Origin of the sequence: Curvibacter cyanobacteriorum (assembly GCF_028649475.1) — a bacterium.
Taxonomy (GTDB): domain Bacteria; phylum Pseudomonadota; class Gammaproteobacteria; order Burkholderiales; family Burkholderiaceae_C; genus Curvibacter; species Curvibacter cyanobacteriorum.
Genome location: NZ_JAQSIP010000003.1, coordinates 591,643 through 614,062, shown reverse-complemented (window position 1 = coordinate 614,062; position 22,420 = coordinate 591,643). Strand labels below are relative to the sequence as shown.

The 22,420-nt window shown below is 58.3% G+C and carries 10 protein-coding genes and 1 pseudogene; 2 read left to right on the top strand and 9 right to left on the bottom strand.

What is annotated here, in order from left to right; translation table 11 throughout:
- Positions 1 to 609 precede the first annotated feature (609 nt).
- A complete protein-coding gene (locus tag PSQ40_RS09270) occupies positions 610 to 2,358 on the top strand; it encodes a methyl-accepting chemotaxis protein (RefSeq protein WP_273951076.1) in 1,749 nt (582 codons plus the stop codon).
- 234 nt (positions 2,359 to 2,592) lie between these two features.
- On the opposite strand, the gene PSQ40_RS09265 is transcribed toward PSQ40_RS09270, so the two are convergent.
- From PSQ40_RS09265 to PSQ40_RS09240, 6 genes and pseudogenes are all read right to left on the bottom strand, one after another.
- A complete protein-coding gene (locus PSQ40_RS09265) occupies positions 2,593 to 3,462 on the bottom strand; it encodes a helix-turn-helix domain-containing protein (RefSeq protein WP_273951075.1) in 870 nt (289 codons plus the stop codon).
- A gap of 942 nt (positions 3,463 to 4,404) precedes the next feature.
- Positions 4,405 to 7,686 (bottom strand): DEAD/DEAH box helicase, encoded by a 3,282-nt coding sequence (locus PSQ40_RS09260; RefSeq protein WP_273951074.1) that lies wholly within the window; start codon positions 7,684 to 7,686, stop codon positions 4,405 to 4,407.
- Between the two features lie 3 nt (positions 7,687 to 7,689).
- Positions 7,690 to 9,624, bottom strand: a complete 1,935-nt coding sequence (locus PSQ40_RS09255; RefSeq protein WP_273951073.1) for an EH signature domain-containing protein — start codon at positions 9,622 to 9,624, stop codon at positions 7,690 to 7,692.
- Positions 9,603 to 10,370: a flagellar motor protein MotB gene (locus PSQ40_RS09250; protein WP_273951072.1), complete on the bottom strand. Its 768-nt coding sequence runs from the start codon at positions 10,368 to 10,370 to the stop codon at positions 9,603 to 9,605. Before PSQ40_RS09250 ends, PSQ40_RS09255 begins: the two co-directional genes overlap by 22 nt.
- 15 nt (positions 10,371 to 10,385) lie before the next feature.
- Positions 10,386 to 12,782, bottom strand: a complete 2,397-nt coding sequence (gene zorA / locus PSQ40_RS09245; RefSeq protein WP_273951071.1) for an anti-phage ZorAB system protein ZorA — start codon at positions 12,780 to 12,782, stop codon at positions 10,386 to 10,388.
- 467 nt (positions 12,783 to 13,249) lie between these two features.
- Positions 13,250 to 13,390, bottom strand: a pseudogene (locus PSQ40_RS09240) (IS3 family transposase); the annotation flags it as partial.
- Positions 13,391 to 14,013: 623 nt separating this feature from the next.
- Between PSQ40_RS09240 and PSQ40_RS09235 the strand changes: the two are divergent.
- Positions 14,014 to 14,568: a hypothetical protein gene (locus PSQ40_RS09235; protein ID WP_273951070.1), complete on the top strand. Its 555-nt coding sequence runs from the start codon at positions 14,014 to 14,016 to the stop codon at positions 14,566 to 14,568.
- Positions 14,569 to 14,708: 140 nt separating this feature from the next.
- On the opposite strand, the gene PSQ40_RS09230 is transcribed toward PSQ40_RS09235, so the two are convergent.
- Genes PSQ40_RS09230 through PSQ40_RS09220 form a run of 3 tightly spaced genes read right to left on the bottom strand, consistent with a single transcriptional unit; the run spans position 14,709 to position 22,305 of the window.
- Positions 14,709 to 17,816: a type I restriction endonuclease subunit R gene (locus PSQ40_RS09230; protein ID WP_273951069.1), complete on the bottom strand. Its 3,108-nt coding sequence runs from the start codon at positions 17,814 to 17,816 to the stop codon at positions 14,709 to 14,711.
- Positions 17,813 to 19,165 (bottom strand): McrC family protein, encoded by a 1,353-nt coding sequence (locus tag PSQ40_RS09225; RefSeq protein ID WP_273951068.1) that lies wholly within the window; start codon positions 19,163 to 19,165, stop codon positions 17,813 to 17,815. The genes PSQ40_RS09230 and PSQ40_RS09225 overlap by 4 nt, the downstream gene beginning before the upstream one ends.
- Positions 19,162 to 22,305 (bottom strand): AAA family ATPase, encoded by a 3,144-nt coding sequence (locus PSQ40_RS09220; RefSeq protein WP_273951067.1) that lies wholly within the window; start codon positions 22,303 to 22,305, stop codon positions 19,162 to 19,164. The genes PSQ40_RS09225 and PSQ40_RS09220 overlap by 4 nt, the downstream gene beginning before the upstream one ends.
- Positions 22,306 to 22,420: the final 115 nt, after the last annotated feature.

Genomic DNA, 22,420 nt, shown 5'->3' with positions numbered 1-22,420 from the left:
CTGACGCGGGCATGTCGACCGCAAACGGTGAATAGTGGCTGAACGGGCCAACGACTTCGGTGCAACCGGACGGTGGAACCTCACAGGCGCAGTTTCTGCCTGTGCCACCTGGCCCATCCAGGCGAGTACGACCCATGCGATGAGTCTCCAATCCAGTCTCTTGTTCAACTGGGCCAAGTCGACCGACATCGATCAGATGTCCGCTTCGATGATTTGCATGTAAAGCCCCTCAACTCCGTCTTTTTACCCCAGGCCAACAAGCCTGGAGAGCGCGCGAGCACCATCGCCCATCTCCCGCGGCGGCTGCTCGGTCATTCCCCATGCGGGCCAGTAAAGCACCATCACGCCATTAACAATGCTGATTCTTGCCAATTTGTCAGCTATTGCGAATTGAAATCAAAATTACCACAACCCCAGCCTGCCAGACCACACCAATCACAGCAGCGTGCAAACTCAATTGATACAGCCATCAAATCAATTGACCTGCATCAAATCAGATTTCACTGAACCCATAAAATCGACTAACCGCATCCCAGCGCTACACGATGCGTGAAACCTATTCTCAACAAACAGCCCCATCACCCCTGCAATCCCCAACCAGGAAAACAGATGAAATTAGCTCATAAACTCATTGGATCATTCATTGCAGTCAGTATCGTTGGTGCCATTGTGAGTGCCATCGGGGTGCGTAGTCTGAGCCAAATTAACGAGCGAGATCAGTTTCTTTATGAAAAGGAATTGATCGGAGTATCTTCACTCAAGCAATCAACCATTGAAATGCTCTACATTGGCAGATCAACCAGGAATATTTTATTATCACCAACCGAAGAGCGCCGCACCATCAATGTCAATCGCATTGAAAAAAATTTAGAGGCACTGAAAGCAGAGCTGGATAAAGTCGGATCAACCATTCACACCAAAGAAGGCAAGGAGCGACTCAACAAGGTCAACGGCCTGTTGCCCCAATACCTTGCCGTCGTTGATCAAATGCTAAGCATCGCCAAAAAAGAAGGCCTCGGCAACAACAAAGAGTCGGTGGAATTCTTGTTCGGTCCCTTCTCCAAGATTGTGAACGAGATGGATCAGGCGATGCAGGATCTGGTAGCGCTGAAAGCGACGAATGCCAAGAAGTTTGTCGATGCCAACAACGACACCTTCGAGAACGCCCGGGTGCTGCTGATTTCACTGACCTTTGGCTCTTTGTTGCTTGGCGTCGGCCTGGGGCTGCTGATCACCCGAAGCCTGGTGAAACAACTGGGGGGCGAACCCGATGCGGCCGCTGAAATCGCACAAAAAGTGGCAGCAGGCGACCTGAGTACCCCCATCCAGGTGAAACCAGGCGATACCGTGAGCATCATGGCCGCCATGAATCAAATGCAGCACAACCTGATGCAAGTGATCTCCAATGTCCGCATGAACGCTGAGGGTGTCGCCACGGCTTCAACGCAGATCGCGATCGGCAACACGGATCTGAGCCAACGCACCGAAGAACAAGCCAGTGCGCTGCAGCAGACGGCAGCGACCATGGACCAATTTGGCACCACCGTGAGCACGAACGCCGACAACGCCAAGATGGCCAATCAACTGGCTGCCAATGCGGCTCAGATCGCCAACCAGGGCGGTGAAGCCATGGGCCAGGTGGTTGACACCATGAAAGGCATCGATGCCAGCTCCAAGCGGATTGCGGAGATCATCGGCGTCATTGATGGGATCGCGTTTCAAACCAACATCCTGGCCTTGAATGCGGCGGTTGAGGCCGCACGGGCCGGCGAACAAGGGCGCGGATTTGCAGTCGTGGCCAGCGAAGTTCGGAGCCTGGCAGGACGATCCGCCGAAGCCGCCAAGGAAATCAAGTCACTGATTGGTGACAGCGTGGCACAAGTCGAACAAGGCACGCAACTCGTGGACCGGGCCGGCCAAACCATGCAGGAGGTGGTCTTGGCGATCAAACAGGTGAGCGACGTGGTGGGCGACATCAGCGCTGCCAGTGTCGAGCAAAACACAGGCGTGAGCCAGATTGGGCAAGCCGTGAACCAACTGGATCAGACCACCCAACAAAATGCGGCCCTGGTTGAGGAAAGCGCTGCAGCGGCACAGGCTTTGGATCAGCAAGCCCGCGAGTTGGTGGCTGCGGTATCGGTCTTCAAGCTGGCTGCAGCGCACCCGGCGACCGACCACTTGTTGTCTGCTGCAAGCCCCACTCGTGCGACGCCACCCAAGATGACCGTCGTCGCAAACAACCCGGGGCGCGCCTCGGCCGGCGCACTGGGTTCCGGTACCCGCAATCAGCCCGCCTTGAGCCAAGTCCCACCGGAGTTCAAGCGCAACGGGACGGACGACAACTGGGAAAGCTTCTGAGCAAAACGGTCCCTGCCAGGGAGCCAAAGCCCTGCTGGCAATCGCTTGGCTTTCCCAGCCCTGTGCAGGAGACCGACAGACGATCGGCCTGTCACGGTAGAAGGGCCGATCGCCCCCCATCCCATCAAGGCCAGGCGGTTGGCCAGGCCGCGCCGTGACCACGCTCGGCGCCCCCCGCGGGGCGGAGGAACAAACGGTGTCACGGGTGGTGTGGACTCTGGGCAATCATGCCGATCACCGGCCCTGGAATCGATATTGCGTCGGACTCAATCCCACATGCCGGGTGAAGGTTCTTGAGAAATTAGGGGGGTCTGGGAAACCCACTGTGGCGCCAATGTCGGCCACCGTGCGATCCGTTGTTTTCAACAGGAGCCGGGCTTTTTCGATGCGACGATGCTGAATGTATTGGTAGGGCGTTCGCCCCGTCTCTTCACTGAAGAGGCGGATGAAATGGAATTTGCTCACCCTGGCCAAGTCGGCCATGGCCGACAAACTCAAAGACTCGTCCAACCGATCCTCAATCATGTCAAGAACAGCTTTGAGATCGTAACCAGCGATCTGACGTGTTGCGCCACCAGCCACTTCATAGCATTTCGCTGCGATGCTGTGCAAGATACACACAATGGCACTTTGGACAAACAAGGGATTGCAGCCGATATCAGTGCGCGAACTTGTCCACAACCGCAAAACCAAATCATGTACCAGCGGATCGCTATACCCTTTTTCAGCCAGTGGCTTGACCAAATCGAGCGCTGATGAGCTGATTTCCAGTTCCTCTAACACACCATCAATTTGCCTCATGGAGATTGACAGCATGATCACCATGACCGACCCCTCAAACCGCCATTCATGCGGCGTATTGGGAGGTGTGACATAAATAGCCTTGTCATCACTGCAGAGTCGATCTTTCCAACCATTTCCAAAGTTGAAGAGCGCCTGACGATGCTCAACTTGCGGCATCAAAGCCACACTTAAAAATGGCGTACCTCGACTGCTCGACTGGTGAGCCGGGCCTGACCAATGCGATAAAAAGTTGGTCCCTGCGACACCTCGCAAAGGATATGTCTTAATGCTGGAGGGGCCTGGCAAAACAATCGAGTTCAAATCTATCTGCTGGTCTAGCCGCACCTGTAAAACCCCTTTCCTCACCGCCCCACATCAACATGGCGAACTTGTCGCCTCAAGAAAAGACCAGCCGGATCTTCCACCCCACAATTGTCTTGAATTGCTTTTCTTGCTGCATATTGCCAAGCAGAGCGCACGACCCCTTGAATGCGTCCAAAAGTTGAACATGGGTACGTGCCACAGCACAAGGTGACATCAGAACATCCTCCACGGGAGATTTGTGCCAAACCGTACAAATGCACTGTCGCGCCACCTGCCATGGGCGGACTGAACCCACTCGATCGGCAACACCCAAGGCAGTCAGATTCTCTGGTAAAGCAATGACAGACTGGTTGATGGATCGCCCCAACATTGATCCGCGTCAAATCAAAAGCCAATCCATAAACTGCCTGACGCCACCTGCCACGCGGCATGGCAGTTCATGGCGGCGACCCAGGCGGCCTGGGCTCGGTGCGGCCAGGGCGTCAAGCCTCTGGCAGAGGGCGGATCACGGAAGTTGAATCGACCGTCCCTCGAGAACGTTGAGAACGCAGAACAAACACTGCCACAGCCCCTGAAAAGAAAAACCCGCAGAGCCAACAGCCATGCGGGTTTTGAGGGGTTTGGCGACCGCCTGAGGCGATCAAATGGTGCCGGAACCGGAATCGCAAATAGTCCTAGCGCCCCCGATATCTATAGATTTTTCAAAATTCAGTAAAAAAAGTACCGTAAAAAGTACCGTAAAAACAAAGACCGAAACCGTTGGATTCCCGCATCACCCGGCCGAGACGATGTTGATTTCTATTGATCGAGCGTGATGTAAGGGTCGATGGCGGCAGCCCTTTTATCCGAGAGCCGATCAACAGCGCAATGTGGCACCATGTTCCAGCCGAGTCGCATGTAAGGATTACGGCCGTGAGCGGACACTGGGATTGACCCGGGTCAACCGAAGTCGGCGAAATCGGATGCCTTGAGATCGCTGCAGCCGTTGAGGATGTCAGTGGCCAGTGCGCGTTTGCTGCTCAGCAAAGCGTCCAGCTTGACGTCGAAGCTCGGGAACTGGTCGCTAACTACGCCGGGATAGTAGACGTTGACGGTGCGGGTCTGGCCAATCCGGTAAGCACGCGCTGTAGCCTGATCCTCCTTGGCGGGGTTCCATGTGCGGGTGAAATGAACGACATGGTTGGCCGCCTGGATGTTCACACCGAAGCCCACCGCCAAAGGGGAAAGAATGATCACGTTGAAGCCGCGGGCTTGCTGGAACGCGTCGATCAACTGCTGCCGGTTGCCTGCCGCACGGGGATCTGCTGAGGTGTCGCCATTCACGATGCTAGCGGCGATGCCGAAGAAGGCAGCGATCACACGCTGCAGCTGCAGCTGTAGCTCCCGGAACTCACAAAATATGATCACCTTGTGGTTTCCGGCATCATCGACGGCCAGAGCCTTGAGCCGGCCTACCAGCCAGCCCATCTTTGGTGACTCGTTTACGATCTTGTCGATCGGCGCCTTGTGACTATCCCGCGTCGCATAGCCGTGCGGGTCCGAGCAGATCTTGCGAATCGCCTGCAATGCCTGCAGCTGAGCCGACGGATTGATGACCCGCTGTTCCCTCAGTGTCTTGAGCGCACTCTCATAAAGACCTTGCTGGAATGGAGACATCGGGAGCTGCTTGCAAAGTTTGTCTTCGACCGGCGTTGGCAAATCCCGGGCGACTTCCGTCTTACGCCGATGCAGTATCTGCGGTTGGATTACGGCGCGTAACTCTTCCACCTTAGCGATCTGCTCGGGTGTCTTGGCCTCAATCGGCTGACGATAGGTACGGGAGAAATGGCAAAGTGCGCCCAACATGCCAGGCTGCACGAAGTCAAACAAGCACCAGAGATCGGCCAGCGTATTCTCCACCGGCGTTCCCGTGCAGGCGATGCGGAAGCGCACCTTCTGCTTCTTGGCCGACCTCGTGACCAATGCGGCAGGTGTCTTGATCTTCTGGGCTTCGTCACAGACCATGATTGACCACGGCAGGCTAGCCAACGCAAACTCCAAATCACGCATCGTTTCGTAGGTGGTCAGCACCAGGCGGGCATCGCCAACCCAGCCCTTCTTCAGCAGCCGGGTAACACCTTGTGCTCTAAGGTCGGCATCCAGTTCGTGCTTGCCCACACGCATTGATTTGAGCGTGCTCCCGTACAACATCAACAGTGGCAGGGTACCTCGTTGAAAAAAACGATCCAGCTCGTTTCGCCAGTTCTCCAGCAGCGCGACAGGCGCGACCACCAAAGCTGGTGGCAGAGTCGGATCGGTCTCGAAACAACTGATGATGAAAGTGAGTAACTGAAGCGTTTTACCCAATCCCATGTCGTCGGCCAAAACAGTCCCACGACAGTGGTCGGGTGACGCCTCCCACAGATGCTGTAGCCATGCAACACCGATCCGCTGGTGCGGTTTGAGTTCGATCTCAGGGCGTAGGGTCTGCGGTAACAACGGCTCCCGATCCTGAGGCATTTGAAGGGACTCTGCACGCGCCTCGGTGTAGTCGACGTCTTCGAGGTTGCGTTTGATTACCAAGCGCTTCTTGGGCTCGGCCGGAGGCCGATCTCCCGGTGGCTTAAAACTGTCTTCGCGTAATTGTTGTTGCGCCTTGGCCAAGGCGTCTACCGCCCGTCGGGCATCAACGATTGGCACCACATTGCGCAAGCCTGGGAGCTTGACCGAGGACTGCCCGGCCAGCTCAGCGGCCTTGACTGCCTGCTGCAGCGTCGGCACGTCGCGGAAAGTCAAGGGCACATAGGTCGCACTTCCTGCGGGGGAATCTTCCACCCGCAGCCCGACGCTGACGTTCCCCTCAAACCAGCCGCTGCCCTGGTCGTTTCGGGCGATGACCGGAGTCACAAAAGGCTTCTCGACACCGATATCTTCCACTCGGTCCGAGTAGTTGCTCAGGTTCAGAACCTCGGCCGCTGTCCAGAGCTGTGGGCATGCCCACTCCCGACCCCATTGCTCCAGATCGATGAGGTGGCGCTCAGTGTCACCCACGATCTCCAAGTCACGCCGTTGCCAGGCTACGCATTGCGAGCCATCGGTGAACGCTCGTCCCAGCTTGCCGGTGAATCGCTGTAAATCATCAGGGCCGGTAAACCACAGCACCTCGGCGGCCTTACTCTCGTTGCCGAGCTCTTCGACGAGAAGACCCACCCGGTAAACCTCACCAAACTCACCTCGTTCGACATGCGGCGTGAACTGCTCGAACCGGATACCTGCCTCTTCGCGGGCTTTCTCGAACTGTTCAGGATCAATGACCTGCTCTGCAGATTCACCCAGCACGGCGAAAGGGTTGCGCACGAAAGCCTCGGCTCGTGGACCTGTGGCTCTGCGACCTGGCATGCGCTTGATCTCTGCAAGCACCGCCTTCACTTCAGGAGCCACCACGACCCGAATCAGTGATGGCCCATCAGGCACGTCATAACTGTCCTGCAGTGGCAAACGGTCGAAGTGATGCAACCAATGTTCAGGCGCCCGGTCAAAACCTGGGATGACCTCCAGCACCTTGGCATCTTCATCGCCGCGACGCTCCATCGTCAGCCGTAACTGGTCCGGCGTGAGCACGATTGTTCGCGCTACATAGTCCGACACCGGGCAACCAGTTGACGTAGCCAGTTTACGTATGCGCCCAAAGGCCTGCTCCTTAAAGGACTGACTGCGTTCAGGTGGCGGAGTCGCGTGGAAGCGAGACAACTCCTCCAGCAGTTGGTGCAAGGGCTCGGACACGAGCGCGGCGCCGCTGGGTGACTGCAGCACACGCCCCACCAGTCGCGGCACCGGTTGCAAGCTCCTGCCCTGACCGTCCACCCACTCGTCCAACAGCACCGTAAAGTCCAGGTCCATCAGGGCCCCCTTGCTCACGAGCCGGGGGCGAGCAACCGTTACTGGTGGGATCAGCAAGGCTTCTCGGTAGGCGCTCAGCTCAGGATGTCGCAGCAGCGCATATACGTGCCTCCATGGCAACAGAAAGTCGGTTTCATATAAGTCGCCAAAGCCCTCCACATGGATCTGAGCCAACCGGGCCCCCAGGTCGGCCGTTTCGGTAAATGCAAAGGGCTGGTCTAGCCATTCACGGGTACTAGGCGCTGGCGACGAGTAGCGAATGCCGACGGCGTCGAAGGAGACAACGGGACCTTTATGGGCATTCGGTGGTGCTGGCTTTTTGCCAAACAGCGCGTCAAACATTCATCAATCCTCTTCTTTGAGCCAGTAGCCTTTGCCTTCAGTAAAGCGGAACTGGAAAAGCTCAAGAACCACACCTACATTTGGCTTCTGGTTCTTGTCAGGGATCAGCGCCCACAACGCGCCGCCCTTTTGACGGTTGTCCTCCCACTCAACGCCATGCTTCTTGAACAAAAGCTGGAGTTGCGAGAACTCGACTTCTGTCAGACGCTTGTTTGGTCTAGTAGGCTGGGCTACCGACGACTCTTGCCTAGCGCTGTGGACGGACGGGGCACCGCTCACTGATGAGCGAGTGCCCACTGACTGCGTTCGTGCGGAAGGACTTGGCCACACAGGCTTCGACTTGAGACCTGCGTAGTCAAACGCCGTGGCAGTCGGTGTCGGGGAGTTTCGAAGGTGAGCAGTAACGGGCGCGATCGGCTCGGGCGTAGCCAATGGCGTCGATTGCGCACGCCAACCCGCGCTCGGTTGGGATGGGTTGCTGGCAGGCTTGAAGTCCTTTAGCTCGCCTTTGCGCATGGGCACAGACTGAAGCAAATGTTTTAGCTCATAGTCAAACTTAGGCTCCCAACTGGCCATGTGCGAGAGCCGCTTAGCATCGGCCTTTTGCTTGAGCTGATGCAAATTCAGAACGGCTCTATCTAAGCTAGTCCGAAAATCGGAAGCGGCAAACACATAACAAGCATTGCCAGTCACACCAAACTCAATCACAAGAAGCTGCCCAATCCGCATCACGAAAGCGTTGTTCAGGTGGTTGTTGTCGACAAGTACCCGGTCGCGGCCGGACATGCGTTTCCGCAACTCCAGAAACTCAGGAGTGCGGTTGGTTTGGGCATCACTACCCAAAACAAACCACATATCAGAGATCTGAGGCTCCCACGTCAACCAGTAATCCAAACGCCTTAGATCAGCAGCGCCATCAGCAGCCAGCAGACCGAAGAAGTCCTTGATCAGCCGCTGCTTGAGCCAGCTGTTGACCATTAGGCGAGCAGGCTCATAATTTACCGTCGCATCCCAGGCTGTTCGCTTCAGCCATGGGTTGCCGATCCACTCCACGCAAGTGTCACGCAGAACAGGCTGCTCAGGGTGATCTGCGCATCGTGCATAGCGCGCTACGACCTGCGCAGTTGCTCTGATAGAAAGGGTTGTTGGGAGTTTGAGCGACGTCTTGCCGTTGACCAGATCCAATATGGACTGCGTGTGCTTCTTGAACCCTGCATCGCTGCTTTGGCACACACGCTTCACGTAGGCCATGAGCGCCTCTTCCCAGACCCAAGAGTTATTTGAGATGCCTAGGCCGGCGCACACGCGGCGCAACTCGGTCTGGTCGTCACGCACCAGCGAATCAGCATAGCGACTGCAGGGGTCTGTCGTGAGCAGGTTGCGATGCTCGCTTAGGATACTTAGCCACTCCGGCACAGTGCCCCGTTTTGAGGAGGCTAGCCACAACGAGTCTAAATTATTAGCTAAATAGCTGCGAAGAGCAGTCCAGCAATTATCCGTATCCCCCGGCACTGCCAGGTTACGTTCGTAACCGAAATACCCGGACAACAGGCCCTGGTAGCAGCGGCGAAACTGCTTGGGTCGCTTGACTTGCTGGTTCACCAGCTCCAGCAGGGCATCAAACAGAGGCCGCTGATCAATCACCCGCCACAAGTCCTTTCCAATCGGCACGGTGGAGCCATAGCAAACATACTTAAGCTCGCTGAACGAGGTCACTTGATGACTTTTCGCGAAGCGCAGCAACGCGGCCCGCAGTTGGTCCCCAGCTGGTTTGTCTTGGCCCTCACCGCCCAAGTCGTGCCGAACGCGTTTAAGGGCCTCGGTCATCACACGCGGGTTACCCCATTCGATCGCGTGGACCACTTGATGTACATCGAGCTCACTGCGCAAGCGGTTGCGCAGCACGTCCAGTGCGTTCAACGGCTGAAAATAGGGCATCGTTCGTTCGGATCCAGAGCCAGAGCCAAGGCTGCCTCGTCGAAAAAGGGAGCAGAGTTCTTCAGCTCCTCACTGCGTTCCTGCCGCGTTTTGAACTCCAGCTTGAACTCGATGCGACGGCTGTCCTCGGCTGTGGCCCGCAACGAATTGAACGATGCACCGCCGACGAAGAATTTAGTCGCGACTAACTTCCGGTCTTCGTCGGACATGACCGGCTCGCCTGCAACCGGGGCGCGCAGCAGCTCGCAAATGACACGCTCGCTGCGCTCTAGGCTCAAGTTGAGGTTAAACAGGTATTTGCCGGTCTGGCTGGCGTAACCTTCAACAACAGCACGCTTGAACCAAAGTTTGCCCGCATCGGATTCTCTCAACTTGGACAACAACTCGGGCGTGAACTGACGCAACAAATCGCGCTGCTGTGCGGACAGGGTGTTTTGTCCTTCGCGCTCAAAGCGTCCACGCGTCCCAAAGTCGATGGTATTGCCGATCACGCGAACACCCTCGAACTCTTTCTGCAAGGAGAGTTTGCCCACTTCCGCCATCAACTTGGCGATGGCGTCATTGCGTTCGCGTTCTTGACGCTCAATATCTGTGATGCCTTCAGTGACAGTCAGGAGCGCAACGCTCATAGCCACGAGAAACAGAACCATCAATGCAGACATCAAATCAGAAAAGGAGATCCAGAAAGGCTTTTCACCTTCTTCGCGCCCGCGTTTGGGCACAGGCAATCGCACACCACCCAACATGGTCTACTACCTTTCTTAGGCTGCCGATGGCAGGTTGTCGAGCACATCGCCCAGGTCCTGGATCGCGCCTTTTAACAAGCCTGTCGCGTGCGCCAGCTCCTCGTGGAAAGCCTTGTTACCCTCACGCATCGTAGCCATCATCTGCTGAGCAAAGGCGCCATGAGCTTCACCCAGTACGTCGGTGACCCCTTGCAAGTAGGTTTCTGTGGTGCGCTGTGCCTCGGTCAAGCGGATGCTCGCCGCCTGCAGGCTGTCCACAAGTCCAGACGACATTGATGCCTCCCGCTTGGCGAGTTCAACTGTCTCGCGCAGATCACCCACCAGAGACTTCAACGCATCGCGCACAACAGTTTGGTCACCCAGCACCTGCTGCGTGACTGTCAGCGCGGTGCTGAGCGTAGTAGCCGATCCGCTCAGCTTGTCTGCCATGTCATTCAGGCCATCGCTGCTGGCCTTCATGCGTTCCAGGTTATCGCCCAACCGGGCCGACGCACCATATAACTTCTCAGCGCCCTGGCCCATGCTGTCGATGGTGGCCTGCGCCCTGGTCTGAAGGCGCTCGACCGCGCTCTGCATCGACGTGCTGGCCTGCTGCACCGCATCAGCCAGTCGGGCAATCTGCATCGATTGCTGCTCCATCAGCTCGCTGGACTTGGCGGTCAGTTCTAACTGACGGTTCGTATGCTCTTCCTGAGCTTTCTGGGCCTGGGCCTGGAGTGTCTGTACCATGCCACTTGCAGAGTCACCCAATTGGTCCAACAGGCGCTGGGTCGCATTGGCCGACTCAGACTGGCTGCGGGCCGCAGACGCTTGCATCTGGTCCAGGACGCTGTTCAGACGCTCGCTAGTAGCAGCCTGTTGCTGAAGGTGCGCTTGCTCGGCTGAGTGAGCCTGGTCGCGCAAGCCCTGAACCAGAGCGCTGGTACTTTCACTGAGCTCGCGCACCATGCCACTCGCAGAGTCACCCAGTTGACCCAAAAGGCGCTGGGTCGCATTGGCAGACTCGGACTGGCTACGGGCCGCAGACGCTTGCATCTGGTCCAGGAAGCTGTTCAGGCGCTCGCTGGTTGCGGCCTGTTGCTGGCTGTGCGCTTGCTCGGCTGAGTATGCCTGGTCGCGCAGGCCCTGCACGAGAGCGCTGGTGCTGTCACTGAGCTCGCGCATCATGCCCATGGTCAGTTCAGCCGACTCACTCTGTCCCTTGGCTACGCTGTCCTTGAGCTGGTCGATGAACAAGCGCATTTGATCATTCGCTTCGGTCTGGCGGGCCTGCATCTGCTGCAGGGCGTCCTCCATACGGTTGGCCATGGCATCGGCCGCACCGGTGCCAGCCTGCTGAATCTGCCCAGCCAACTGATCGAAGCGCTGCGACGCAGTTTGGATGGTGTTTGCCGTCTGCACCAGCATTTCGCTCATACCCCTCATCTGCGAGCCAAACATGCTGTGCATCTGCTCGGTGAAGTTCCCGAGCACATCTGTCAGCAGCTTGTTAACCGCTTCACTCTGGCTATTGCCCACCTGCTGCACCGCATGTGAGATGCGCGTTAGCGGGTCAGCTAGCCCCTCTGTGAGGCTGGTGGTGATCGAATTTCCCAGCGCTTGGCTGGTCGATGTCATGGTCGCGATTTGCTGCTGCGTTAGTTCTGACAGCACCTGCTTGAGATCGGTGACGAGCGACTCTTTCATCTGCATAGCCTGCGTGGCCGAAGTTTCCGACGCCTCCACCAGGCGCTGTAGATATTCCTCACCCGCGCCCGTGTCGAACAGGCTGTCGATTAGGCTGCACAGACGCTCTAGTTCTGTATAGCGGCCATTGATGAGCGATTTCTCGATCGTGGTCACAGCCATGGCAAGCGCAATAGCAATGCCCGACACCATGAATGCACCGCCCACGCTCCCGATCAGCGCCTTGAGGCTGTCGCGCACCTGTTCAGCTGTACCCGACACATCGAAGCCATGCAGACCCACAATCAGGCCCGAGAAGGTGCCGATGATGCCCAGGCCGGTCAAGACACCGGGGAGGTGCTTGTAGAACTCTGCGCGGAGCGGCGCCTCGATCAGCCCCTGGTCTGTGAAGAATACGTTGGCGGTGCTGGTGGCACGCCAACGGCTCACCTCCATCACCCCCATGGAGTTAGCCTGCTTCTGGCCGTGCAGAGTGTCGCGGTATTCGTCCCAGCAATGGCGCAGCGTCTCGCTCACCATCACCTCATCGCGCACTCGATCTAGGTCTAGCACCGGGCCGGTGGCCTTCAGCCGCTCCAGCCGCTGGCGGGCGTCACGCAGTTCGCGGCCTACGCGCCACCCGGGCCGAAGGAACTGAATAAAGAAGAAGACGACGGCGATGGCAAGCAGGGCACCGACGCCCCAGTGCAGCGCGGACGAGATAAGGGCAGATGTTTCAGGCGTCATGAGTGTCTGAAGCGAAAAGTGATGGGGGTGAGGATGCAGCGCGGCATTTAAGTAAGTCGCTTGCGGGAGCAGCTTCGGGTCGAGACGCCAAGTAGGGCACGCTCGGTTGCGCTTTCCGTGAAGATGCGCTCCAGCAGCTGAACGTCGGACTCGGCCGTGGGGTCATGTGGCACTAATTCGCCATGAAGGGCTTTGGCCAAGATCGAAGAAAGTAGGCGCTCTGCTTGGAACATCTGCACAAGCATTGGGACGTGCTGCCCCAAAATTTTGAAAATATTCTGAATCTGTTGATTGGCTAGACATGCGATCCCTGAGATGGGAGGTTGTTCGGGAACGCTATCCTCGAATTACTACATTTTGCAACAAAGTTGATGGCATTCGCCTCAATACCTTTGCCAAAGTTGAGACAAACCATTGCCACATAGACATGAACAACCCCGGGTTACGGGGATGTTGTTTGGTTTAAGTCAAGCCACCACAGTAGTGGACTTTCTGGCGAGTTGCCGATAGCAGCTTGCCTCAGCTTCTGCTGGCGGGGTATAGCCGATAGGTTCGAGCAGGCAGAGGGGGTCAAACTATGATACCCATTCGAGCGCGGCAAACTCCACGGTGTTAATTTCCATGCAATCCGCCCCTGTTGGTGGATCACGTCCAGATGGAAGTCAACACGCCAGGGGCTTTGCAGGCCATGGCTGTATTGAACCAGCACGCTCCACACAGGTCAGGCCAACTGACATACAGAAGGGGGCAAAGGCAAAGCCATGGATTTGCGGAACTTTAAAGGCCCTCGGTGAGGCCAGGCGGAAGCGCTTGATGAAAGCAAGCTTATCACTGGAATCAACTGGCGCCGTCAATATCCGGTAGAGTGCAACTGCTCCAAATAACGCGGCCTCCGTCGCCGAAAAGCCGCCTAGTCGCGAATTAGCCTGCAGCACATTTTTAAGCTAATCGACAGCACGGTCAGAAAAGCAATTTTGGGAATGGACGCAGTTGCAGCGGTGTGTAACCTGAGGTGGGGAAGGCTTTCGTTTTCATGCGGCGATTTTCTGTAGGCGGCATGAATTCGACGCAAAAAAGTCAGTCACCGGGCTAGCTGGGGTCGAAGGGTGGCGTTCACCCTGAAGGTCGCATGTCCCGAGCCGAGGTCACAGTTGTTTTTCCTGAACGCCTACCCAGTACCAGAGCAGGCCTGCGTCCGACCAAAAGCTTGTGGGTAAGCTACATTTAGCCGATGTCTTACCTCGAATATTTGCTGCAGCCTCAGGACTACACAGAGGAGGATTTGGCCAGAATTGAGGCCCTCCGCCACGAGGCCTACGACGACTATCGTGCTAGACCGATCGAAGAGGTTTGGGAGATGGCAGACTTCTCCCTCTGTTTCAGGGATGACGCACCGGTCGAGATCATAGAGCGCTTTAAGATCCGTAAGGACATAGCGCGCGAGCTGACGCGCTACTACGAATGGCGTAACCAGCGCCCCGCCCCTACCCTACCGATACCAGAGGACGCAGGCTGGGTGTGGGGCCGCGCTGATCCCGAAACCTACGCAGCGGTTGAGGCACGCTACCCCGGCATCTTGAGGTACTTCGCCAGCAGCAACTCGGCGCCGCGACAAACCCTGTGGGACTGGATTTCACGATACGACCAGTGGGCTGCCTTGGAGCGCGATTTGATGCGTCTCCTGGCATGTGGTGAGCAAGTCGCGGATTGGATCGACTACGAGGCCAACGTGCGTGAGCATCTAGAGCGCGTGCACCTCGGCGTGGCGCAGGGCGACTTCGCTTGACCAAGCTACCACTTTTGGCGAGAACGGCCATATGAACGTTAGTCGCCAGGTAGTTGGGTTGCGCCGGTGGGGTATTGCTATCGCTGACAGATAGTGCAAGTTTCTAACGGAGCCGAAATCAGGTCGCCAAACCGCTCTGGCTATGGGTTGCCCCAGTTTTCACCAAACACCTGCGCCTGCCGTAGTACCAGGTCCACAGCCTCTTCCTGTAAGTCCGGCGGGTACTTGTACTTACGCAAGACCCGCTTGACCATCAGCCGGAGTTTCGCCCGCACGCTCTCACGCTCCGACCAATCCACCGTCAGGTTCTGACGCAGGTTGTCGGTCAGCTCGTGGGCGATCTTTTTGAGGGTTTCGTCGGTGAGTTCTTTGACCGCTGATTCATTGGTGGCCAGGGCGTCGTAAAAACGCACCTCGTCCTCAGTCAGACCAAGCATCTCGCCCCGACTGGCGGCCTCACGGAACTTCTTGGCCATCTCCACCAGCTCTTCCATCACCTGAGCAGTTTCAATGGAGCGGTTCTGGTAGCGCTTGATCACGTTGCCCAGCAGGTCGGAGAACTTCTTTTCCTGCACCACGTTGCTGCCGAAGCGGCTCTTGATCTCGCCTTCGAGCAGGCGTTCGAGTAGTTCGACTGCCAGGTTCTTTTCGGGCAGGTTCTTCACCTGGGCTAGGAATTCATCATCCAGCAGGCCGATGTTGGGCTTGTCCAAACCCACGGCGTCGAAGATGTCCACCACCTGATCGGACACCACGGCATTGCTGATGATCTGCCGGATGGCCTCGTCGCGCTGTTCGTCGGTGCGTTTTTTGGCGGTGATGTCGCGCTTGGTCAGGATGACCTTGACGGCCTGCATGAAGGCGACTTCTTCGCGAACTGCCTTGGCCTCGTCCAGCGTGCAGCACAGCGAGAAGGCTTGGGTCAGTGCCAGGGTGGTGTCGGCAAAGCGGCGTTTGCCGTCCTTGCCACCCTCTTCGCGCAGGCCCAGGATGTGGTTGGCAGCTCGGGCCAGGGTTTGGTGGCCCCCAGTAAGGAAGTCACTGTAATCGCAGCCATGCAGCATGGATTGCAGGACATCGAGCTTTTCCATGAGCACGCTGTATGCCTCGCGGGCATCCACGGTGGGAGTGCCCCGGCCTTTGCTGGCGGTGTATTCCTTCATGGCAGCTTTGAGTTCGTTGCCAATGCCGATGTAGTCCACCACCAAGCCGCCTTGCTTGCCCTTGAAGACCCGGTTCACCCGTGCAATAGCCTGCATGAGGTTGTGGCCCTTCATGGGCTTGTCCACGTACAGGGTGTGTACGCAGGGAGCGTCGAAGCCGGTGAGCCACATGTCGCGCACGATCACCAGGCGCAATGGGTCGGCGGGGTCTTTGAAGCGCTTTTCCAGGCGCTTTTTCACCTTGCCGTCGTAGATGTGGGGGCGCAGCAGGGCTTTGTCGCTGGCTGAGCCGGTCATCACGATCTTGATGGCGCCCTTCTCGGGGTCAGGGTCGTGCCAGTCAGGGCGCAGCTTGATGATCTCGTTGTACAGATGCACGCAGATGTCACGGCTCATGGCCACCACCATGGCCTTGCCCGATTGGGCTGCGCTGCGCTCTTCAAAGTGGGCGACCAGGTCGGCGGCCACGCTGGCCACACGGGGTTCTGCGCCGACGATCTTTTCCAGGGCGGCCCAGCGGCTTTTGAGTTTAGCTTGGGTACTTTCTTCTTCGTCCTCGGCCAGCTCGTCCACTTCGTCGTCAATGCTGGGCAGGTCTTCGTCTTTGAGGCGCAGCTTGGCCAGACGCGATTCGTAGTAGATGGCCACGGTGGCGCCATCTTCCTTGGCCTGCTGCATGTCGTAGACGTGGATGTACTCGCCAAACACCGCACGGGTGTCGTGGTCGGTGCTGCTCACCGGGGTGCCGGTAAAGCCTACGAACGTGGCGTTGGGTAGCGCATCGCGCAGGTGCTGTGCGTAGCCTGCCTGGTATTTCTCTTCGCCAGGCTTGCCTTTGAGGGTGGCCTTGAAGCCATACTGGGTGCGGTGTGCTTCGTCCGCAATCACCACGATGTTGCTGCGCTCTGAAAGCACCGGGAAGGTGTCTTCATCCTCCCCCGGCATGAACTTCTGGATGGTGGCAAAGATGATGCCGCCCGAGGGGCGGTTGCCCAACTTGGCGCGCAGGTCTGGACGGGTCAGGGCCTGGGTCGGCTGCTCGCGCAGCAGGTCCTGGGCCAGGCTGAACACGCCAAAGAGCTGGCCGTCGAGGTCGTTGCGGTCGGTGATGACCACGATGGTGGGGTTTTCCATCGCGGCTTCTTGCATCACACGGGCGGCAAAACACGTCATGGTGATGCTCTTGCCGCTGCCCTGGGTGTGCCACACCACACCGCCCTTACGGGAGGCCCCAGGCCGGGAGGCGGTCACCACTTCTTCGATGGCAGCACGCACCGCGTGGAACTGGTGGTAGCCCGCGATCTTCTTGACGAGCTGGCCGTCGTCCTCGAACAGGACAAAGTAACGGATGTAATCCAGCAGGTACTGCGGGGCCAGCACACCACGCACCAGGGTTTGCAGTTCTTGAAACTGCCCCAGCGGATCGAGGTTCACCCCATCAATCGTGCGCCAGGCCATGAAGCGCTCAGCGTTGGCAGACAGCGACCCCATCAAGGCATCGGTGCCGTCCGAGATCACCAGCACCTCGTTGTACTGGAACACGTCCGGGATCTGCTCCTTGTACGTCTCGATCTGGTCGAACGCCTTCCAGATGTTGGCGTTCTCGTCGGCGGGGTTTTTGAGTTCCAGCAGCACCAGCGGCAGGCCGTTGACGAACAGGATGATGTCGGGGCGGCGGGTCTTGTGGGGGCCTTTGATGGTGAATTGGTTGACGGCCCACCATTCGTTTTTCTCGGGGTGCGCCCAGTCGATCAGACGCACGAAGTCGCCGCGTGTCTCGCCGTCCTTTTGATACTGGACGGGGACACCGCCCACCAGCATTTTGTGGAAGGCGCGGTTGGCAGACAGCAGGGACGGGATGCCCAAGTCCGTGACTTGCTTGATGGCATCTTCACGGGCGGCGACGGGGATGCTTGGGTTCAGGCGATTGACTGCTTCGCGCAGCCGGAAGGGCAGGACAACCTGGCGGTAGTCGGCACGCTCGGGCGAAGAACCATCGAAGGCAATGTCTGGGCCGTAGCGGTGGGTATAGCCCACGTCTTGTAGCCAGGCCAGGGTTTCTTGTTCGAGTTGGTCTTCGGTCATGGTGCGATTCCCTCGATTATTTTTTTATCTGCACTGAGCGCAAGCGCTGGCCCGCTTGACGTGGCGTATGGCATGTCCAGATGCTCACCTCCAAGCAACGCTTGCTCATCCATCGGGGCATCTAAATCAAATGGCAGCACCCATAGCGACAACCGCTCATCAAAATGAAAAGGCTTAAGTGGCTGCGTGAACTGCTCGGTGCGTGGATAAATCAACGCCATACTGCCGCCCCCGCCCAGGTATTTTTGCCCGTAGGCGTACAGTTGGTAAAAGTCCGACTGGCTCAAGCCGTACTTGCCCTGCCAGTCCGCCTCGTTCAGCAGCTTCCACTTGGTATCCAACACCCAGCGCTGGGTACCTTGGCTGATGAAGATATCCGGCTCCAGCTGAAAGATCGAAGCGTCATCATGCATGCACAGCGATTGGCTGCGCGCAGGTGCGCGCATCTCCACACCGGGGGCCAGCGCACGACGCAGCCATCGCGCCACATAGCGCTCAAACAGCTTCTCCATCGGAAACAGCAGGCTCAGGCCTTGGTGCTCCCCAGAGATCGCCAACGGCATGTGCTGGTGCAAGATCAATTCGCACCACGGTTTGACCGCCCTGTAGTGCGCCAGCAGCCGGTCGGTACCCCAAGCCCTAAAGTCTTGAGCCATTTGGCGGCTGGCGGGTACCTCATGCAGTCGAACACTCAGCTCCTGCGCCAACCGCCAGTTCTCAGGCGACTGTGTGGCCTGGCGGACGCGCTCCAGCGCCAGCTTGAGCAAGCGGTTCTCAGGCCGATCGGGTCCATACATATCATGGCGCACATGAAAGTAATGCCCCTTGCCCGGCGGCTGTCGCAACTGCGCATTCAGGTTTAGCTGCCCACGCAAAAAGGGCAACTGTTCCTCTACCCGTACATAGTCCATGCGCAAGCCACGGCCCACCAGCACATCCAGCGCCTGCAAAAACTGCTGCATCACCCACTCAGACAGGGGGGCATCAAACAACTGCAGTGCAGCCGGCCCCACCTCACGCGCAGGCACATCCAGCCGTGCCAGCAACAGCTTGCGCAGCAAGGCACGTGCTTCGGGCAGACTGCCGCCTTCGGCGTGGTGCTTGGGCACGATCTCGATCACCGTGCCGCAGGGCGTTTGCAGCACCCCCACATAGTTGTCCAGCTTCAGCCGCTGCCTCCCCTCCACCTGCGCCAGGCGCGCCCCACTGCGTGAAAAGCGCTCGCTCAGCTGGCACAGGTAGTCAAAGGCTGAGGGGCTGATCTGCGCGCAGTCCAGCGACGGCGCGACCGCCTCGGTGCACAGCCAGGCATGCTCACGCACCTGTACGGTCTTGGGGCGCTGCGTCATGCCAGGTTGACGTCCTCAGAGTTGCCAGCGGGCGTGCTCTGCACGATGCCCTGGTAACTCTGCGGCAGATCGAATGCTCCCGGGTTGATGCGCCAGTTTTGCGGGCTGCGCGCCACATTCACATCCGGCCCCAGCAGCTTCGCAATGTCCACGCTGTCTGACTGCACAAACTGATGTTCTTTGGCCTTCTTGCGGTGGTCATTCAACACCCACTGAATCCGCTGCCAGTCGTCAAAGAAGTACTCCTGCAGCAGAGGCAGCACCTGGTTGCGAAAGATGCTGCCCAACTGCGCCAGCGTTGCTGTTGTGCGCAGCGGCATGAAGTACGCGTGCCCCAGGCAGTGGTCCCGGTCCAGCAGCGCTTCAATGCGCTGGTTCATCGTGCGTAGCATTTGACCGACAGTGACGTCATCCACACCAGGCACCGTCACATCGTCCAGCAGATCCGGGCGCGGCGGCATCTCTTGAAACACAAAGCGCCGCCGCAGCGCCACATCCAGCCCTGTCAACGAACGGTCGGCCGTGTTCATGGTGCCAATCAGGTACACGTTAGGCGGGACGCTGAAGGGCGTTTTGGAGTACGGCAACACCACCTCCAGTGCCTCATCGGCTCCCGCGCGCTTGGAGGGCTCGATAAGCGTGATCAGCTCGCCGAAGATGCGGGCGATGTTGCCCCGGTTGATCTCGTCGATGATGAGGACATAGGGCTCTGCCGCCGCGTTGGATGGCGTAGCAGTCGTTTGAAAGGTGATGCCCTGGTGTCGCAATGCGGCCAACAAGTCCGGCCACTGGATGCGCCACAGGTGGTACACCGCCTTGAGAGTGAGTTGCACCCCTCGGTTCAGCTCCAGAATGTTGAAGTCCAGCCCGGTGGCCAGCCACTTCACTGGCAGCTTGTGCACGTAGTCTGAGCGAACTCCGGCAGGCACTTGAGGGTTGTATTCGTAGTCGCCGGTTACTACCCCCACGGCACTGATGGTCGTTTTGGTCGCAAGGCAAACAACCACGTCACCAGGCGTGATGTTCTTGCCGAAATCCGTGAGAGAGTGCTTTTCGTTGGTGCCCAGCTTCAAGGCAGGATCATTGAGATCAGTGTCGTTGAGGTCACCTGCCACGTCCCATCCGATGCGGGCCTCACCGTGCGTCAAACAGTATTGGCGTGTCTCACCAGCGCCGCTGGCCTCTTCGATGGACAGCTTCCAAACCTTTGCTCCCTCGCGTACTCCCAGGCTGTCGTCCAATTGCCGGTCGCGCTTGGCGTCTCGGCACGTCTGCAGGAAAACGCCGGGCTGCACCTCGTAGTGCACGGCCGTGACGGCTTCGTCATCGTCCAATGGCACCGTTGCGCGAATCCCTTCAACAAAATCCTCATAACTGAAGCTCTGGTGAAAGGTCACAAACCGTACACGGTGCTCTTTGACCAGCGCATCAAAACGGTCTTTCAGCACCTTGCGCTTTTCCGGGCTTTGGTTCTGCTCCCAAAACGGCCTGTCCAAAATCTTTAGCGCCGCATCGATCGTGGCGTAGGTCTTGCCCGTGCCTGGAGGGCCATACAGAATCTGGTTCAAAGGCTCGTTCATGGGGCGGTCTTTCGGAGAAAGAGGTTCGATTGGCACAGCGGTGATGGCTGCCGATGATGCGCTCGTGGTGGTGCTGTCTTGGCGTTGAAAACTAAGGCGGTAGTCGCCGTCTGACTCTTTGTGGATTACGGCCCGATCCCCTGCTTTCAACTGCGCACTGCCGAACATGCCGCCGAAACGCTCCCGCAGCCGGTGACGATTGGCCAGCACCCATGTTTGGATGGACTCGCCATTGGGCAACGCCAGTGTGAATTTGCGCTGCGGCGTGGCTTTCTCGTCGGGCGCAATGCACTCGGGTGCAAATAGCGCCTGCAGTTTGGGTACCTTGATATATCCATGGCGAATAGCGCCTTGCGACAGCACCACGCTCAGCGTTGTTTCCGAGCCGTCGTAGTCATCCGGCCAGCAGGCCTCGCGGCTTTGCAGCGCGGGCACGCGCGGGTCGGCTGCCGCTCCGTCAGCCAGCCGTGCAGCTACATCGGCGTCCAGTAGTTGCCAAGGGATGGCACCATCAGCAATACCCGCAGAGCCATCCGCTGCAGGTGGCGTGGGGCTAGTTGCCAGCGTGTCATCGACAGCACTGGTGGGCACTACAGCGGGCTGGTGCAACCTTGCGCGCACCCCCTGCGGCGTGCACTCCATCACCAGCACCTTGGTGGCCGTCCACACCTTCGGGTCATCGCTGCGGCCAGCGTGGATGGTGTGGTTCTGGGTCACCCACCAGTCCAGATCTGATTCGCGCAGCGCCGACACCAGTTGACAAAAAGCCTCGGTCTGCCCGGCCGCCTGCAGTCGATCAGCCAGTTGAGGCACGGCCGCAAAGCGTTTCAGCACCTCATCCACATCGCGTGGGGGCGCCAAGCCTAGTGTGGGGGCGTACAAGGCCTTCATAAACCCCGGGGGCGTAATGCCGGGGCACACCTCTCGCGCTGCCTCGAAGTACGCTATGAGCTTGAGCATGCGCGCCACCGGCTGATGTGCCGGGGGAATGTCCGCCACAGGGCAGCCCAGCACGCGCAGAAAGTGCGCCAGATGGTCCGACGAACTGATTGGCAACACGGCATCAGGCAAATACGCTGCCAGCAGGCGCAGCTTGCGTCCCTCGCCCATGGTCACGCGTGGCGCTACCCCTGCGCGCTGGTAGATCTGCGCATCGTCATCCACCCAGCGCAGGTCTTGTGTGGGGTCGGCGCTAGCAATTGCTGCGTGCACTTTCAGCGTGTAGCGCAGCGCCTCAGCGTCGTTCAAGTCGGCCAACTTGCGGGGCTTGTATACGGTGCCGTCCTTGGCGAAATACAAGATATGTCCGCGAGAAGTTCCGGGAGAGTAGCTCCCCAGCACGGCCTTCAGCCCCTGCTCAAGCCACCAACAAAAAGACGCACCGTCTCCCTTGCCTACGCAGTAGCCATCCATCGACAAATCGATCAGCTTCGCTGCCGGAAAGCGCTGCACGAAGCGCTGGTAGTCTGCGTCCTGCGTGGGCGACTGCTGGGCTGCGGCCCCCAGACTCTGCAGCTCGGCCACCAAGCGGTCAAATGCGGCATTGTGTTGCACAGTCATCAACCCAGCCTCCCTGAGCGTTGTGTCGGCCGTGGAGGCATACTTTTTAAGCCCAAAGCGCCTCTATAGATTGGTGGATAAGCGCTAATAGCTATAAAAAAAGGAGCGATTTTGC